Origin of the sequence: Acinetobacter sp. V115_6 (genome assembly GCF_031799025.1) — a bacterium.
GTDB lineage: Bacteria > Pseudomonadota > Gammaproteobacteria > Pseudomonadales > Moraxellaceae > Acinetobacter > Acinetobacter pittii.
The window spans coordinates 24,534-40,932 of sequence record NZ_JAVQNO010000012.1; the positions used below are offsets into that span (position 1 = coordinate 24,534).

14 protein-coding genes and 1 tRNA gene are annotated in these 16,399 nt (G+C 38.2%); 12 read left to right on the forward strand and 3 right to left on the reverse strand.

Annotated elements, in window-relative coordinates; genetic code table 11:
• Positions 1 to 9 precede the first annotated feature (9 nt).
• The 9 genes from RMA94_RS01410 to RMA94_RS01450 all read left to right on the forward strand — a co-directional run bounded on the left by RMA94_RS01410 (position 10) and on the right by RMA94_RS01450 (position 10,227).
• Positions 10 to 96, forward strand: a tRNA-Leu gene (locus tag RMA94_RS01410).
• 522 nt (positions 97 to 618) lie between these two features.
• A complete protein-coding gene (locus RMA94_RS01415) occupies positions 619 to 1,890 on the forward strand; it encodes a HAMP domain-containing sensor histidine kinase (RefSeq protein WP_311081531.1) in 1,272 nt (423 codons plus the stop codon).
• 67 nt (positions 1,891 to 1,957) lie between these two features.
• Positions 1,958 to 4,708, forward strand: a complete 2,751-nt coding sequence (gene glnE / locus RMA94_RS01420; RefSeq protein ID WP_311081533.1) for a bifunctional [glutamate--ammonia ligase]-adenylyl-L-tyrosine phosphorylase/[glutamate--ammonia-ligase] adenylyltransferase — start codon at positions 1,958 to 1,960, stop codon at positions 4,706 to 4,708.
• Between the two features lie 24 nt (positions 4,709 to 4,732).
• Positions 4,733 to 5,659 (forward strand): branched-chain amino acid transaminase, encoded by a 927-nt coding sequence (locus RMA94_RS01425; protein WP_086265231.1) that lies wholly within the window; start codon positions 4,733 to 4,735, stop codon positions 5,657 to 5,659.
• A 68-nt stretch (positions 5,660 to 5,727) separates the two neighbouring features.
• Positions 5,728 to 6,618 (forward strand): ELM1/GtrOC1 family putative glycosyltransferase, encoded by an 891-nt coding sequence (locus tag RMA94_RS01430; protein ID WP_311081535.1) that lies wholly within the window; start codon positions 5,728 to 5,730, stop codon positions 6,616 to 6,618.
• Positions 6,619 to 6,640: 22 nt separating this feature from the next.
• Positions 6,641 to 7,669 (forward strand): glycosyltransferase, encoded by a 1,029-nt coding sequence (locus RMA94_RS01435; protein WP_017385643.1) that lies wholly within the window; start codon positions 6,641 to 6,643, stop codon positions 7,667 to 7,669.
• Complete coding sequence (locus tag RMA94_RS01440; protein WP_069031060.1) at positions 7,666 to 8,421, forward strand: polysaccharide deacetylase family protein; 756 nt, start codon at positions 7,666 to 7,668, stop codon at positions 8,419 to 8,421. The genes RMA94_RS01435 and RMA94_RS01440 overlap by 4 nt, the downstream gene beginning before the upstream one ends.
• Complete coding sequence (locus RMA94_RS01445) at positions 8,418 to 9,185, forward strand: glycosyltransferase family 2 protein (RefSeq protein WP_311081541.1); 768 nt, start codon at positions 8,418 to 8,420, stop codon at positions 9,183 to 9,185. The genes RMA94_RS01440 and RMA94_RS01445 overlap by 4 nt, the downstream gene beginning before the upstream one ends.
• Positions 9,186 to 9,192: 7 nt before the next feature.
• The gene (locus RMA94_RS01450; protein ID WP_311081542.1) at positions 9,193 to 10,227 is read left to right on the forward strand and encodes a glycosyltransferase; all 1,035 of its coding nucleotides are present in this window, start codon (positions 9,193 to 9,195) and stop codon (positions 10,225 to 10,227) included.
• On the opposite strand, the gene ghy is transcribed toward RMA94_RS01450, so the two are convergent.
• Complete coding sequence (gene ghy, locus RMA94_RS01455) at positions 10,224 to 11,114, reverse strand: glycosyl hydrolase Ghy (protein ID WP_233734590.1); 891 nt, start codon at positions 11,112 to 11,114, stop codon at positions 10,224 to 10,226. The genes RMA94_RS01450 and ghy overlap by 4 nt on opposite strands.
• Positions 11,115 to 11,182: 68 nt before the next feature.
• On the opposite strand from ghy, the gene RMA94_RS01460 reads away from it, so the two are divergent.
• Both RMA94_RS01460 and RMA94_RS01465 read left to right on the forward strand, forming a co-directional pair.
• Positions 11,183 to 11,938 (forward strand): glycosyltransferase family 25 protein, encoded by a 756-nt coding sequence (locus RMA94_RS01460; RefSeq protein WP_069036214.1) that lies wholly within the window; start codon positions 11,183 to 11,185, stop codon positions 11,936 to 11,938.
• A gap of 8 nt (positions 11,939 to 11,946) precedes the next feature.
• Complete coding sequence (locus RMA94_RS01465) at positions 11,947 to 12,897, forward strand: lipooligosaccharide outer core biosynthesis glycosyltransferase GtrOC6 (RefSeq protein WP_311081545.1); 951 nt, start codon at positions 11,947 to 11,949, stop codon at positions 12,895 to 12,897.
• Positions 12,898 to 12,934: 37 nt separating this feature from the next.
• Here the strand turns inward: RMA94_RS01465 and RMA94_RS01470 are convergent, their stop codons facing one another.
• The gene (locus RMA94_RS01470; RefSeq protein ID WP_014207632.1) at positions 12,935 to 13,153 is read right to left on the reverse strand and encodes a hypothetical protein; all 219 of its coding nucleotides are present in this window, start codon (positions 13,151 to 13,153) and stop codon (positions 12,935 to 12,937) included.
• A 207-nt stretch (positions 13,154 to 13,360) separates the two neighbouring features.
• Here RMA94_RS01470 and RMA94_RS01475 point away from each other — a divergent pair, with 207 nt between their 5' ends.
• Positions 13,361 to 14,389: a stealth conserved region 3 domain-containing protein gene (locus RMA94_RS01475; RefSeq protein WP_311081547.1), complete on the forward strand. Its 1,029-nt coding sequence runs from the start codon at positions 13,361 to 13,363 to the stop codon at positions 14,387 to 14,389.
• 59 nt (positions 14,390 to 14,448) lie between these two features.
• Here RMA94_RS01475 and aspS read toward each other — a convergent pair whose 3' ends face one another.
• Positions 14,449 to 16,233, reverse strand: a complete 1,785-nt coding sequence (gene aspS, locus RMA94_RS01480) for an aspartate--tRNA ligase (protein ID WP_005064200.1) — start codon at positions 16,231 to 16,233, stop codon at positions 14,449 to 14,451.
• Positions 16,234 to 16,399: the final 166 nt, after the last annotated feature.

Genomic DNA, 16,399 nt, shown 5'->3' on the forward strand with positions numbered 1-16,399 from the left:
ACTTCCTCTCCCGAGGTGGTGAAATTGGTAGACGCGGCGGACTCAAAATCCGCTGTCAGAGATGACGTGTCGGTTCGAGTCCGACCCTCGGGACCATATTCAGAATCTTATGATTCTACGAAAACCCTTAAGTTAACGGCTTAGGGGTTTTTTGTTAGGTATAAAAAGTGGATAGAGCTTAAGAAATTATGAAATGAGTATTTGATCCCGAGGGTCGGACTCGAATTTCTAGCTATAAATTTAGAGTTTATAAAAATCTTTCATTTTTAAGCTCAAGAAGTTCTTGTTTAAATACCAAACACGTTTGATAAAAGCGGAACTGAGTAAGAATCTAACCTCGTGCTCAAAATAATATTTTTTGACCATCTTTTACGAGTATTCTGAACTCGCATTTCTAACATCTTACAACTGTTTACCTTCAAATATTTGTTGTATTTTCCTCAAGCATACCCACTTTATGTATCTGGAAATCTTTAATTGAAACTTCACATTTCTATTTTGAAAAGAACGTTGCTCTTTTAATGTACTGTGTTAAAGTTTGTAGTAGATCATAATGATTATAAGTACATTTATTGAGAGCGGTTCCGACCAAAAACGACATAATCTGTGAGGCGGGCAATGACATTCCAACGTTTAGAACTAAATCAGGTTGAGCAGTTAAGTGCTTGTAGGATATCTCTGTTGCTTGGATTAAACGCCGAGCAGAACTACATCGAGCAATTTTTCCGGTTTAGTCTTCGTCTTTTGAATTGTAAAAAAGCCTTATTGACTTTTAATCAGGAACCCTACTTTTGGCACCGTTGCCCTGAAGGCATGACGGCAATCTCGTTTAAACCATCAAAGCATTTAAAACAGTGCTTCGCCAAACAACAGACCATTAATCACTTACATCCTTCATATCAAAATTTAATCAACTATTTAAAAGAATTAAATATTGAGTGCAGCAGGGCATTGGCCGTGCATCTTTTACACCCTGATAAAACCTCAATGGGTTTTGCTGTCTTTTTTGATGACGATGCGGCAACGTTTGAAGATGATGATATTCAATTATTGCTCGATTATTGTTCTAGTTTTATGCAACAAGTCGAGTTGAAGTTTAACTACGAAGAGTTAAATGAATTATACGAGCAACAAGTGGCACTTAATTCGAGTAAAACAAAATTTTTCTCGATTATTTCGCATGACTTACGTGCGCCTTTTCATGGATTGCTCGGATTTTCTGAGGTACTCGCTAAAGAGCGTGAAACTTTAGATGAATCTAGTATTCAAAATATTGCAGACTATTTATATGACACCTCACAATCGACCTATAACTTGCTTGAAAGCTTACTAACATGGGCGATGGCCGAGGGAGGGCGTTTTGTTTATCACCCAATTAATTTTAAGCTTAGACAAGTCAGCAATATCGTTTGCGATGTACTGCACACATTAGCTTTAAAGAAAAATATTGAACTGGTGAATGGTGTTCCGGATGATTTAAACATCTACGCCGATATCAATATGATGACCTCTGTAATTCAAAACTTGGTGTCAAATGCGCTGAAATTTACCGATGTTAATGGATCAGGCAAAGTCTTTATTGAAGCTCAACAAGCGGATACAAATGTAGAAATTACTGTTCGAGACACAGGTCTAGGCATGACCGAACAACAAATGGCAAATTTATTCCATCCACGTATTACTGCTAGCTTTAAAGGCACTGCAGGGGAAAAAGGTGCTGGTTTGGGTTTGAGTCTTTGCAAGCGTTTTGTCGAGATTAATCAGGGGCAAATTACTGTTGATTCTAAAGAAGGGGTAGGAACGACATTTAAAGTTCTATTACCTTCAGCTCAAGAAAGTCATGAAGTACATACCGAACATCATTCTTCATCAGAAGCAAAATTAGTCTAATCCCTTTTCCTTCCACTACTCGAACTGCTATAACTAAAAACAGAGTACGAGGAAAAGAGCTTTTTATATGAATGCGGAGCAGTTACAAAAAACATTGCGTGCCAGTCAGTACGCAGAACAAGTTTTAGGTTTGCATCAAGCTGTTTTAGAACAAGATTATCAAATAGATCAATTTACTGCACCGCTCTCGACCGAACAGATTTACCAGTTTGTACAGACCACGCTAGATGGGATTGGTGATGAAACGCTTTGGATGCGCGGAATGCGCATTTTACGTAGCCGTTTAATGTTCCGCTGGATTTGGCAGGATGCCAATCAATTGACCGATGTTGTCACACTCACTCGTGAACTTTCTGATTTTGCCGATGCCAGCATTTGTGCAGCAAAAGATTTTGCGCGTGTAGCACTTGTGGCGAAACATGGTGAACCTGTGAGTTACTCTGGCAAAGTTCAAGATTTGATTGTTGTTGCCATGGGTAAGCTTGGTGCTCAAGAGCTTAACTTATCGAGTGATATCGACTTAATTTTTGCCTTTGATGAGCAAGGTGAAACCGATGGTCGCAAATGTATTGATGTACAGCAGTTCTGTATTTTGTGGGGACAAAAACTCATTTATTTGCTTGAACACATTACTGCCGATGGTTTTGTATTTCGAGTTGATATGCGCTTACGTCCTTGGGGGGATGGCTCGGCATTAGCGATTAGTCATGCAGCTTTAGAAAAATATTTAAGTCAACATGGCCGTGAGTGGGAGCGCTATGCTTGGATTAAAGCGCGCGTTGTCACTGGGGGAAAAGAAGGACAAGACTTATTGGAAATGACACGTCCTTTTGTATTTCGTCGTTATGTCGATTACACCGCTTTTGCTGCCATGCGTGATATGAAAGCGATGATTGAGCGCGAAGTCTTACGTCGTCATATTGAGGATGATATTAAACTCGGAGCGGGTGGTATTCGCGAAATTGAGTTTATTGTTCAGGTCTTTCAGCTTATTTATGGTGGGTCTAAACGTGAGTTACAAGACCGTCAATGTTTAGTTAGTCTTGAGCACATTGGTGAAGCAGGTTTGTTAGAAAGACAAGCTGTATTAGAACTTGAAGATGCTTACCTATTTTTACGCCGTGTTGAACATGCAATTCAAGCGCTCAACGATCAGCAAACCCAATTATTACCAGAAGAATTGGACTTAAGACAACGCATTATTGATACCTTAGATTTCGCTAGCTGGAATGAGTTTCTTGATGTTCTTAATGAGAAACGTCAAAAAGTAAAAGTTCAATTTAAGCAACTCATTGAAGATACTAGTTCAAATGCCGCAACTGAAAACTTTGGACAGTTAGAGCAGCAGTTAGATGAAGTGTTGGATGACAATGCGAAAAATCTGATTCATGAGTTTTGGCATGGTCATGCACTTAAAAAACTTCCTTCAAATGCTGTGCAGCGTTTAAAAACCTTCTGGCCTCATTTAATTGAAGCCATCTTGCAATCAGAACAACCACAAACTGCACTGTTGCGCTTAATGCCATTGATTGAATCAGTCATGCGTCGAACCGTGTATTTGGTGATGTTGATTGAAAGTAAGGGGGCACTGCAACGCTTAGTGAAAATGGCGACGGTGAGTCCGTGGATTTGTGAAGAGCTAACGCAATATCCAGTACTGCTGGATGAGTTCTTATCGATGGATTTTGAGTTACCAAAACGTAAGGACTTAGAAGACTCATTACGTCAGCAATTGCTTCGTATTGAGATTGATCAGGTCGAAGATCAGATGCGAGCACTTCGCCTGTTTAAAAAGAGCAATGTACTCACTGTTGCGGCAAGTGATGTCTTAGCTGAAAGCCCATTAATGAAAGTATCTGATGCATTAACTGATATTGCTGAAGTGAGTGTTAATGCAACCCTACATTTAGCTTATCAGACAGTGGCGAAGCGTCATGGGTACCCAAAGGACGTTGATGGGAAACGCTGCTCACTCGACTATAAAGCTTTTGCTGTCATTGGGTATGGCAAAGTGGGGGGGATTGAACTGGGCTATGGTTCTGACTTAGACCTTGTCTTTATTCACTATCTAGATGAACAAGCAGATACTGATGGAACCAAGTCAATTAGTGGCTTTGAGTTTGCTATGCGTGTCGCTCAAAAGTTTATGTCACTCATGACTACTCAAACCCTTGATGGCCGTGTCTATGAAATTGATACACGCTTAAGACCTTCAGGTGAGGCAGGTTTACTGGTAACGAGTCTGAAAGCCTATGAGCACTATCAGTTGAAAAGTGCATGGCTTTGGGAGCATCAGGCATTAGTTCGAGCACGCTCTATTGCTGGCGATGAAGCGCTCTGCCAGAAATTTGAAATATTTCGCCGCGAGATATTGACTCAATCTAGAGATGAGGCTTATGTTCGTGAAGAAGTGTTGAAAATGCGTCAGAAAATGAAAGACCACCTAGGTTCGTCTTCTGAACAAAAAAAACATGGTATTTTTCATTTAAAACAGGACGCAGGTGGTATCGTCGATATCGAATTTATGGCACAGTATGCTGTACTTGCATGGAGCGGGACGAAACCCGATCTCGCCCATTATTCTGATAATGTAAGAATATTAGAAGATGCTGCTAAAGCAGACTGCTTATCCAGTGAAGATGCCACAGCATTAATTCGAGCCTATCTTAGTGAACGTGCCGAAAGCCACCGTTTAGCCCTTGCAAATCAATCCATGCAAGTCAGCGCAGCGGACTGGCGTAGTACCCGTGCGGTCGTTTGCAATTTATGGCAAAGATTAATAGACCCAACCGCTTCGGTTGAGTTGGATAGTGAATGATTTTATAACAATTTGGAGTGTTCCATGAATTTGGCTGATCGTGATGGTTTTATTTGGCAAGATGGAAAATTAATTGATTGGCGTGATGCAAAGATTCACGTTTTAACCCATACATTACACTACAGTATGGGCGTATTTGAGGGTGTTCGTGCTTATGAAACGCCTAAAGGTACTGCCATTTTCCGTCTTCAAGACCACACAAAACGTTTGTTAAATTCAGCAAAAATTTATCAAATGAAAGTGCCGTATGATCAAGCAACCCTTGAACAAGCACAAATTGATGTTGTTCGTGAAAATAAATTAGCTTCTTGCTATTTACGCCCGTTGATCTGGATCGGTTCAGAGAAACTAGGTATTGCAGCAACAAATAACACGATTCATGCCGCTGTTGCTGCATGGGCGTGGGGTGCATACCTTGGTGATGAAGCGATGGCTAAAGGTATTCGCGTTAAAACGTCATCATTTACTCACCATCATCCAAACGTGACGATGTGTAAAGCAAAAGCATCTGGTAACTACACGTTGTCAATTCTTGCTCACCAAGAAGTTGCACATTCTGGTTACGATGAAGCAATGTTAATGGACCCTCAAGGTTATGTATGCCAAGGTTCAGGTGAAAACGTATTCTTAATTAAAGATGGCGTTTTACACACTCCAGATATCGCTGGTGGTGCGCTTGATGGTATTACACGTCAAACTGTAATGACAATCGCTAGAGATCTTGGTTACCAAGTTGTTGAGCGCCGTATTACACGTGACGAATTCTATATTGCAGACGAAGCATTCTTCACAGGTACTGCTGCTGAAGTAACACCAATTCGTGAATACGATGACCGTCAAATCGGTTCGGGTACTCGTGGCCCAATTACCACTGAAATCCAAAAAACTTACTTTGATGCGGTTCAAGGTAGAAATCCGAAATATGAACACTGGTTAACTTACGTAAAATAAGTTAATCCGTTAACATAAAAAGGCGAACATAGGTTTCGCCTTTTTATTTTTTGGCTAAGGGAGCTTCTATGCATATTGTCTATGTGTCTGATGGAAAGGCAGGACACCGCTCACAAGCATTAGGCTTGTTTCAGGCAATGCAAAGACAACAGCCAGAAACAACTTTTGAAGAGGTCCTAATTTCTGATTTACCTATTATTTCTCTGATTCAGGCACTTTTCTCTTCAAAAAAATCTTTGTTTAAACAAGCGCCTGATTTTGTATTTGGGGTGGGAAGCCACACACATTTTCGTGTTTGGTTACTCGGTAAAATTTTCAAAAAGGCTAAAACGATTATTCTAATGAAGCCGAGTTTACCTATAGGTTGCTTTGACTATGCTGTTATTCCAGAGCATGACGGTATTCACGCCGATAGCCATGTGATTGTCACGCGTGGTGCATTAAACCCCATCCGTAATGAAAACTGCCATCAAAAAGACCGAATTTTAATTGCTTTAGGTGGTTCATCTAAACGACATCAATGGAACCAATATAAAGTATTAACCAGTGTTCAAAAAATTGTTGAGAATAATCCAGACGCTGAAATTATTCTGACCACTTCACGTCGAACCCCAGCAGAGTTTGTCGATATTTTAAGACAACAAAGTTTTGCCCAGCATTTACGCATATTTCCAGTTGATCAAACACCCCAAGGCTGGATTTTCGAGGAAATGCAAAAAGCAGAAGCTGTCTGGGTAACAGAAGACAGCGTCTCTATGATTTTTGAGGCCCTTACTGCGGGTTGTCGAGTCGGGGTGATGGCAATGGACCGTTTGAAAGACGACCGGATTACGCACTCAGTTGATCAAATGTTAGAAACAAAATTAATTTCACAGCAGACTTGTGTTGTACAGTTACCACAACCTTATGCTTTTAAAGAAGCAGACCGTGTGGCAACATATCTTTTATCAAAAAATTAAAATTTTTATTTTGAGTAAATAAATGAAAATATTGCATATTGCAAATTTTGGCTTTAATAAACAAGGCGCCCATTTTTACTGCACAGACCGTAAAATTTCTGCCGGATTAATTGAAAATGGCCATTTCGTTTATGATTTTAGTTTTCGCGATATGGCTCGAATGGGCACCATTTTTAAAACAAAAAAACTGGGTGCCAATTGGGCTAATAAAGAAGTCCTAAAAGTCGTTAATAATATTGAGCCAGACTTGGTACTGATTGGGCATAGTGACTTAATGAGTCCAGATGTTCTAAGACAAATTAAAGAATCTTATCCAAATACTAAAATTGCATTTTGGTATGTTGACCCGCTTTATCTTGAAAACAAACTCGACTTTGTTAAAGCATTCTCTCCGTATTTAGATGCTATTTTCTGTACAACAGGTGGTGAATATCTACAAAAGTTAAAGCAACCCCATTTAAGTGTGGCCTATTTGCCAAATGTCGGTCACCGTAATGTAGAAACACTACAGCAATTTTCAAATGCTAATACGGATAAGACCTTTATTTTTTGTGGCGTGGTTTATAAAGAACCTGAGCGTGAGAAGTTCTTAAAAGATTTGGCAGATGCTTTGCAACAAGGCCATGTGAACTATCAATATTATGGTTGTTTTGAACAACCGGGTGTTTATGGTAAAGCGTATTATAAAGTTCTATCTGAAACAAAAATGGGACTTAATTACTCACGCCGTAATGATGTAACCTTGTATAGTTCTGACCGTATTGTACAGCTGACTGGTAATGGTTTACTCACTTTTAGCCCAAGAATTCCGGGCTTTGAGAAGCTCTATACTGAGCAGGAAGTGGTTTACTTTGATGATCAGTTTGACTTGGCCAAGAAGATCCAATTCTTTGATCAAAATCCAGAACAGGCTGAAAAAATAGCGAAAGAGGGCTGGGAGAAAACACGTAAATCTTTCAATGCTAAACGCATCACCCAGTTTATGGTTGAGGTAACATTTAAGCAGCCCCTTTCAGAAGATTATGAATGGTCACATGAGGTTTATGCATGATGTGGTTTTTGTACGTTGCGGTGGGCCTATTAGTACTTGCTGCACTGTTATATGTGCTGGGTAATTATACATTCTGGCTTCCGTTCCGTTCGAGTAAACTACCTCGCATTGTGATGTTGCATCAGGTTACCCCTAAAGATGCAGCCTCTGGTATGAACATGCCACCTGAAAAGTTTGAACAACTCTTACAGTTGTTGACGCGGAAGGGGACTACTTTTTGCTTTGTTTCTGAGCTTGAGCAATATCGTAATCAAAAGAATGTCGTTGCTTTAAGTTTTGATGATGGATTTATGGATAATTATCTCTATGCTTATCCATTACTTAAAAAATATAACGCAAAAGCAACGATTTATTTGGCAACTCAAATTGAAGGCATCGAAAAGCTTACTCATGAGCAAATTCATGAAATGGCGAATTCTGGTTTAATTGAGTTCGGTGCACATACCCAACATCATGTGAACTTACTTAAGCTTGACGATCAAACCGCTTTTGACGAAATGCTTCAGTCTAAGCGTGATGTTGAAGCATTAGTTGGCAAATGTCCGAGCTTTGCTTATCCATTTGGCCGTTTTAATGAAAAGCACCAGAAAATGGCGCAAGAAATTGGCTTTAAAAACGCAGTATCGACACGTAAAAAAATCGAAGCGTATGAAGCAGATAACCAATTTAATATTCCACGTGTTAGCACGCATGGCGCCATGAATGCTTTACAGATGCGTATCGCCCTTGCTAAAGGACGTTATAAGTTATGAATAAAATTCCATGTAGTGTCTATATCGTCACTTTAAACTGTGGTGCTTGGTTAGAGCGAACTTTGCAAAGTGTTAGTGAATTTGATGAAGTTATTATTTTAGACTCTGGCAGTACTGATAATACTTATGAAATTGCTCAGCACTTTGAAAATACGCAAATTTCTCATCAAGACTGGCAAGGTTACGCTGGGCAAAAAAGTTTAGCTTTAGAAAAATGCCGAAATGATTGGGTGCTGAACCTAGATGGCGATGAAGTTTTATCTAACGAGTTAAAGCAAGAGATTGTTGAGACCATTCAACAGAACAAGCTTGATGCATTAATCACACCAATTAATGATGTGTTCTTAGGTGTTCCAAACAGCAAACATACTAAAAAACATGCAAAGGTACGTTTTTTCCGCAAGTCTAAAGGGCATTATGACCTTGCTAATAAAGTTCATGAAAATGTGATTGTAGATGGTGAATCTCAGCGTGCTCAACATGATATTTATCATTATGGTGAGTCGAGTATTTTCGTTAAGGTCGAAAAAAATAACCAATATTCCAACTTAAAAGCATTAGAGAAATACCAAAAAGGAAAGTCTCCGAGCGTTGCTAAATTGGTTTTAGTGATGCCTGTGACTTTTATGAAGTCTTATTTTATTCGCCGTAGCTTCTTAAATGGTTGGCGTGGTTTCGTAAATAGTATGATTAATGCATTTTATGCATTTCTAAAAGAAGCTAAGCTTTTTGAACAAACCATGAATAAAGATAAAAATAAGTAGGCAAGCTATGAAAATTGTTCAGGTATTGGCAACGAGTGGTGGAGTTGGTGGATTAGAGCAGCACACTTTTAACCTTGTTAATGAGCTTGCTTTAAACCATGAAGTACATGTGATTGCACATCCTTGCTATGTAGACAAGTTTAGCCAACAAGTACATTTTCATGCTGTCGATTTTGCGCGTAGCCGTTGGAATATTTTTTTACTTTGGCAACTTAAAAATCTTATTCAGCAAATTCAACCTGCTATTGTTCATGCACAAGCAGGAAAGGCTGCTGAGCTGATTGCCCGCATTAAGCCATTTTTATCTGGCCCAAAATTTGTGACAACAGTACATGGTACCAAAAAGAATAAATCTGCTTATTTAGCTGGTGATGCGGTTATTGCAGTGAGCCAAGCACTAACGCAAGGTATTCCTGAGTCTAAAGCACACGTGGTTTATAACGGTGTATATCCTCAACCCGTACTTACAGTTGAAGATAAAGAAAAGTTACTTCAATCGATTCAAAAAGATTTTGCTGAGCTAGACACAAGCAAAAAAGTTGTTATGTGTATTGGGCGTTTAGAACCAGTAAAAAATATCAGTTTATTGATTGAGTCGATGCAACAGATCGATGCCAATTTATGGATTATTGGTGACGGTTCACTTCGAGCAAGTTTGGAAAAACAAGTCAGCGAATTGAATATGCAAAATCGGGTCGCTTTTCTTGGGTTTAGAACTGATGCGCGTGATCTGGTGCAACTGGCTGATATTGTAGTTTTATCATCAGACCGTGAGGGTTTTCCACTTGTTATGGTCGAAGCTTTACAGGCCGATAAAGCAATGGCTTCAACCAAAGTAAACGGTGTGGTTGAGTGGTTGCCAGAGCAATATCTAGCAGAAATTGGAGATGCACAAGGTTTAGCAAAAGCGATTGAATATGCACTGCAACCTGAGGCTCAAAACGACTTTAGCCCTTTGTATGCAAGGGCCAAGGCTGAACTCACTGTACCAGCCATGGCTGAGCAGACGCTTAATATTTATAAAGGCCTGCTGAAGACTTAATTATTTTTTGGCGTAAGGCGGATGGCATCAAGTACTACGAAGTTATCTTCGACATTAATAGTATGGCAACCGTCATCTGCTTGATTCCAGTCTGGTAAAACTACTTCTAGTAATTTTTCTTCATAAGCTGTTGGGCTAAGCTGAGTAATCGCTTTTAATTCGATATTGCCGCCATACCGCTTTAAAGAATCTTGGCTTGGTCGAACCAGCTGCCCTTTATAAATAAAAGGTTTGCCTGCCATACGGAACTGTTGACTGCCTCGGCACACTGGATTCATTGGGTGCTCTTGCCAGTTCGGATTTAAAATATCTTCGGTAAAGAACAGGTCTAAACGGTCACCAAATTTCTTACAATCACGACGCGTTGAAGTAAAAAGATACCATAAGCCCTCATGGTAAAAAGGGGTGCTATCGACTGCTTCGATATTCTCAATCAGATTAGAATGCTTTTCCCATTTCAGTGGAAATTCAGCACATTTCCAAAGTTCAATCGTCTTGTTGGCAGAAGTCTCTGGGATCATGTACCAAGTGTCTTCTAACTTAAATACACAAGGATAAGAAAGGTGATAGTCGAGCTTTAAGATTGTCTCTGGTGGTGTGTAGGTGCCATTTTTAAAGACTTCTAAAACAGAAAGAAAACCTACTGGATGCTGGTCATCGACTTCTTCAAAAAAAATGAAATGACGCTCATTTTCATAAGCATAAAAGCTATCTGCAAATGTAAACTTTCTAGGGGAATGTATCTCAAAGAGTGAATCTAATTGCTCAAGTGTAGTAAAAGGTTGCTCTAACCAGCCAAAACGCATATACCAATGGGAGTCAAAAGTTTTCGCTTTTTTTGCTTGTTGGTACTTGTACCATTTTTTTTGGATTAGGCGATTTAGCATTAAATTTTACACTCGATATAACTATAATTAGATAGACTATCCCTGACTCATTTTAACATTTGAATGAAATGAAAAAATATTTAATCAGTATTGAATCTGCTAATAGTGAACGTTTAAAAAAGTTGTACTCTCAAGCAACATTTTACAAATATCGCGATGAATTTAAGCAATTTGGGGTTATAGGAAAAAATTTAAGTGTTAGTGAGTATTTTCAACAGGGTGTAGCAGGTAAGAAGAAACCGATGACACCAGGTGAGCTTGGTTGTGCAATGTCACATATAGCTGCATTAAAAGATTTTTTAAGCTCTGATGAAGAATATGCAATTATTTTTGAAGATGATGTGATCGAACGTTTTGAAATTGATTTCCAAGATTTAGAAAAACACATTCATTCTTTGAGTTTAGGTCCTTGCTTTTTCTTAAGCTTGGGCGGTATTCAAATGAAAATATGCAATCGTGTTCGTGGAAAATTTTTACCCGAAGAATTGTATAACCAAAAAGTCTTAAAAGTTGATTACGACTATCTTGAAAAACTTGCCTATGCTTATGCCTATGTTGTAGATCGTAAAATGGCTCAAATGTTGGTTGATTATCATCAACCGATAAAAATTTATGATCATTGGCAGGACCTTGTTGGGCGAGGGGATTTTAGTTTCTATGTCAGCTTTTTATTCGATCACCCAATTATTGAAAATAATGATGCATTAAGTTACTTAGAAAAGGAAAGGAGTCTAGTGACGCCTCTTTCTCAAGATGATAGTGATTTATTACGTTACTTAAGAGTTAAACTAAAGAAATATATACTTAATAAATATATAATTTAGTCATTTTTATGGGTTTTATTGATAATTTTATGATTAAGCAAAAAAATATTATTATCGGGTCAGCTACTGGATATGATGCTGACCTCATCTCTTCTTTTGTATATTCTTTGGAAAAAGCAAACTTTGATGGCATATTGGCTTTAATTATATATAAAGAGCAAATGACAGAATTTGTTAATGCATTTTCAGATATCAAAAATTTTAAAATTGAATTTAAAGTTTCAACTATTGGAAAATTTAAATCAAAGTCAAAATATTCAGGTGTTTATAAATTCAAGTTTGTAAAAAATATTCTTAAGAAAATTATTGGCTTAACTGTAAATGAAGAAAACGCTGATTCAAAAATAAAAGCACTTAAAATCACAGGTTATCCGCATGTGAGCCGTTTCTTTGAATATAAGGAAATTGTAGAAAGCCATCCTGATGCATCACATGTATTGCTGAGCGATGTTCGAGATGTTTTTTTCCAAAGTAACCCTTTCAAAAATCTTGGCAAAGGACTATTGGTTGGGATGGAAAATCCAAATTTTACCATAGGTACTGAGCAATATAATAAAAAATGGATCTTGGATGCATACGGTGAGGACTTTTATAATCTTGCAAAAGATGAGCAAGTTTCTTGTTCAGGTGTCACTATTGGTGATCATGAATCAATTAGAGTCTATATCAATAAGATGATCGAAGAATTCTGCAAACAGCCATATCAAAAAATGTCTGAAAGAATTTATGATCAAGCTATGCATAATAAATTATTAATTACTAATAATTTAGCTGATGTAACATGCTGTCAGCCATTTGAATCCATTATTGTAACCCTAGGGTTATACCCAATAGATCAAATTGCAGTTAATGATCAGGGATTTATTATCAATCGCAATCAAGAAATCATTCCTATTGTCCATCAACATGACAGACATCCGGAACTGATTCAATTATGTGATAATTATATTGGGAAATAAATTTAAGATTTTCTAAATTTTATGTGGGATGCGGATATTAATTTTTATCCGCATTTCCTTTTAAAACCATATAAATCAATGCAACAAATATAAGCAATGCACCAACCAAGCTACTTACACAGAAAAATAAAATTCGTTGATTTGTAGTCATATTAAATAATTCATTTGCAAGAATATAGCGCATGAAAAACCATTGTGCGAGAGAGAATACAATCACGACTAAAGCATGTCGACGAACGTCAGGACGCATTGCCATAATGAATTACCAAGGGAGAAAAGAAAGAGTGGGGGTATTATGCCATTTGCCTACTACCATCTCAATAGAGTCTTAATTAAGCAAATTCTGTAGAAAAAGTAAAATTATGGATAAATTATGAAGTTTTATTAACATTAATAAACTTGGTATCCGATTTTTATCGAATTTTATCTAGTAAATTGCTGAATTTATTTGGATATATGTTTGATGCAGCCTATAGATTTTGTAATGATTTGGGTGGACTCAACCGATACGAAATGGCAGCAACAATATCTATATTATAAATCCAAAGAAACTAAAACTAAGATCGATGAACTCGCTGACCAATGTCGCTATCGTGACTGGAATAATCTTCATTTTTGGTTTAGATCTGTTGAAAAATTTTGTCCTTGGGTTAGAAAAATTCATCTTGTGACCTGTGGTCATTTCCCAGAGTTTTTAGTCAAGAATCACCCTAAGTTAAATCTAGTTACCCATGATCAAATTATAGAACCAGCCTGTTTACCGACCTTTAACTCACATGCCATCGAAATCAATATTCATAAAATAGAAGGCTTAGCAGAACACTTTGTCTATTTTAATGATGACACTTTTATTAACAGCTCTTTAGAGCCAGAGTTCTTTTTTAAAAATGGTTTACCTTGTGATGGTATTCAGCTACAACCTTTAATGGTCGTGGGTGAAGAGAACTTTTTAGGCGCAGTTGCATTGACTGATGCCGCAATCATTAATAAGTATTTTGATAAGCGGAAATTATTTCATAACAATCCCTATGCACTTTTTAATCATCGCTACTCTATGAGTAATAATTGGGGGAATTTTTTAAGTTTATATAACCGAAAATTTTCGAGCTTTTATAGTACTCATTTGCCTCAACCATTTTTGAAATCAGTGTTTGAAGAAGTTTGGCAAACTGAAGAGAGTTATTTAAAAGAAGTATCAAGTCATCGCTTTAGACAGCCTTTAGACGTTAACCAATATTTGTTTAGGTTATGGCAGTTATGTTCAGCCCGTTTTTATCCTGTAAATATATTTGAGCGCGGCCAAAATTTTAATTTAAGACTGCAAAATCTCCCCGAAATTAATCAGATTATTAAAAGTGAACGGCTTCCACAAATTTGTCTAAATGACGATGAACAAGTGGTCGATTTTGAAAAACTAAAAACAGAAGTTATTCAAATTTTTGAACAAAAATTTAATACGCTTTCAAGCTTTGAAAAAGAAATGTCTCATTAAATTTTTCTTAATAAAAAAAACCCTGCATAAGCAGGGTTTTTTCATGGAAAATATAAAAATTATTTAGATTCTTCAGCTTTTGGCTTTTCACGTAAGCGGATACCCAAGTCACGAAGCTGGTTTGCTTCAACAGGAGCAGGTGCTTGAGTAAGTGGACATTCAGCAGTCTTAGTTTTCGGGAACGCAATAACGTCACGAATTGAAGTCGCGCCAGTCATAAGCATAACTAAACGGTCAAGACCAAATGCCAAACCACCGTGAGGAGGAGCACCATAACGAAGCGCGTTAAGTAAGAAGCTGAATTTCTCTTCTGCTTCTTCATCAGAAATACCAAGCGCTTCAAAAATCGCTTTTTGCATTTCTAATGTGTAAATACGAAGTGAACCACCGCCAACTTCAGTACCATTCAATACCATGTCGTAAGCAACAGAAAGTGCTTCACCTGGATTGCTCTTCACGTCTTCTACGCTAGATTTAGGTAGCGTGAATGGGTGGTGAACAGAAGTCCATTTACCATCGTCAGTTTCTTCAAACATTGGGAAGTCAACAACCCAAAGTGGAGCCCACTCACAAGTTGAAAGGTTCAAGTCGTGACCAATCTTGACACGAAGCGCACCCATTGCGTCATTTACAACTTTAGCTTTATCAGCACCGAAGAATACAATATCGCCATCTTGCGCGCCAACACGTTCCAGCAGCTCAAGTACAATCGGTTCAATGAATTTCACGATTGGAGATTGAAGACCTTCAATTCCTTTAGCGAGTTCATTAACTTTAATGTACGCTAAACCTTTAGCCCCATAGATGCCAACGAATTTGGTGTATTCATCAATTGCACTACGTGGCAATGATGCTGCACCTGGAACACGTAAAGCAACAATACGACCTTTAGGATCTTTTGCAGGGCCAGCGAATACTTTGAACTCTACTTCTTGCATTAAGTCTGCAACGTCAACGAGTTTCAACGGAATACGCAAATCTGGTTTGTCAGATGCATAGTCACGCATTGCTTCGCTATATGGCATACGGCGGAATTTTTCAAATTTTACGCCAAGCAAGTCGTTAAATAATTTAACAGTCATGCCTTCCATCAAATCCATGATTTCATCGTCGTTTAAGAACGATGTTTCAATGTCGATTTGAGTGAATTCTGGCTGACGGTCAGCACGTAAGTCTTCATCACGGAAACATTTCGCGATTTGGTAGTAACGATCAATACCACCCACCATCAATAATTGTTTAAACAATTGCGGTGATTGTGGAAGTGCGTAGAAGCTACCATTTTGTACACGACTTGGTACTAAATAGTCACGTGCGCCTTCAGGAGTTGCACGGGTTAAAATCGGAGTTTCAACGTCTAAGAAACCGTGATCGTCTAAATAATTACGGATCAAGTTAGTTACTTTAGAACGGAAACGTAAGCGATCTAACATTTCTGGACGACGGATGTCCAAGAAACGATATTTTAAACGGTGTTCTTCTGACACGTTAATTGTGTCATCATTTAACGGGAATGGCGGAGTTTCAGAAGCAGCAAGAACTTCGATTTCTTTGCCTAAAACTTCGATTTGACCACTCACCATATTTTGGTTTTCAGTACCTTCATAACGGCGACGAACACGACCTGTAATTTTTAATACATATTCAGAACGTGCTTTATCTGCTGTTGCAAATGCTTCTGGAGTATCTGGGTCAATAACCACTTGAACGAGACCATCACGGTCACGCATATCAAGGAAAATAACACCGCCATGGTCACGGCGACGATGTACCCAACCGCATAGTGTAACGGTCTGGTCGATTTGGGCTTCAGTTAAAGAGCCACAGTAATGAGTTCGCATCATGATGAAGATTATCCAAACTATATTGGCTGAAAGGACGGATGCGTAAACCGCGCACCGTCAAAAAAGTAAGTTTTCGATTATGCCTTGTTGGATGGTTTGCCACAAGAACTAGATCAAAAAACCGCAGAAATTAAGCTGAAAATGAGCAATTTGGCAGCAACTTTAA

Coding starts and splice junctions, on each gene's coding strand:
- RMA94_RS01415 (WP_311081531.1), top strand. CDS start 619: ATGACATTCCAACGTTTAGAACTAAATCAGGTTGAGCAGTTAAGTGCT.
- glnE (WP_311081533.1), top strand. CDS start 1,958: ATGAATGCGGAGCAGTTACAAAAAACATTGCGTGCCAGTCAGTACGCA.
- RMA94_RS01425 (WP_086265231.1), top strand. CDS start 4,733: ATGAATTTGGCTGATCGTGATGGTTTTATTTGGCAAGATGGAAAATTA.
- RMA94_RS01430 (WP_311081535.1), top strand. CDS start 5,728: ATGCATATTGTCTATGTGTCTGATGGAAAGGCAGGACACCGCTCACAA.
- RMA94_RS01435 (WP_017385643.1), top strand. CDS start 6,641: ATGAAAATATTGCATATTGCAAATTTTGGCTTTAATAAACAAGGCGCC.
- RMA94_RS01440 (WP_069031060.1), top strand. CDS start 7,666: ATGATGTGGTTTTTGTACGTTGCGGTGGGCCTATTAGTACTTGCTGCA.
- RMA94_RS01445 (WP_311081541.1), top strand. CDS start 8,418: ATGAATAAAATTCCATGTAGTGTCTATATCGTCACTTTAAACTGTGGT.
- RMA94_RS01450 (WP_311081542.1), top strand. CDS start 9,193: ATGAAAATTGTTCAGGTATTGGCAACGAGTGGTGGAGTTGGTGGATTA.
- ghy (WP_233734590.1), bottom strand. CDS start 11,114: ATGCTAAATCGCCTAATCCAAAAAAAATGGTACAAGTACCAACAAGCA.
- RMA94_RS01460 (WP_069036214.1), top strand. CDS start 11,183: ATGAAAAAATATTTAATCAGTATTGAATCTGCTAATAGTGAACGTTTA.
- RMA94_RS01465 (WP_311081545.1), top strand. CDS start 11,947: ATGGGTTTTATTGATAATTTTATGATTAAGCAAAAAAATATTATTATC.
- RMA94_RS01470 (WP_014207632.1), bottom strand. CDS start 13,153: ATGGCAATGCGTCCTGACGTTCGTCGACATGCTTTAGTCGTGATTGTA.
- RMA94_RS01475 (WP_311081547.1), top strand. CDS start 13,361: ATGCAGCCTATAGATTTTGTAATGATTTGGGTGGACTCAACCGATACG.
- aspS (WP_005064200.1), bottom strand. CDS start 16,233: ATGATGCGAACTCATTACTGTGGCTCTTTAACTGAAGCCCAAATCGAC.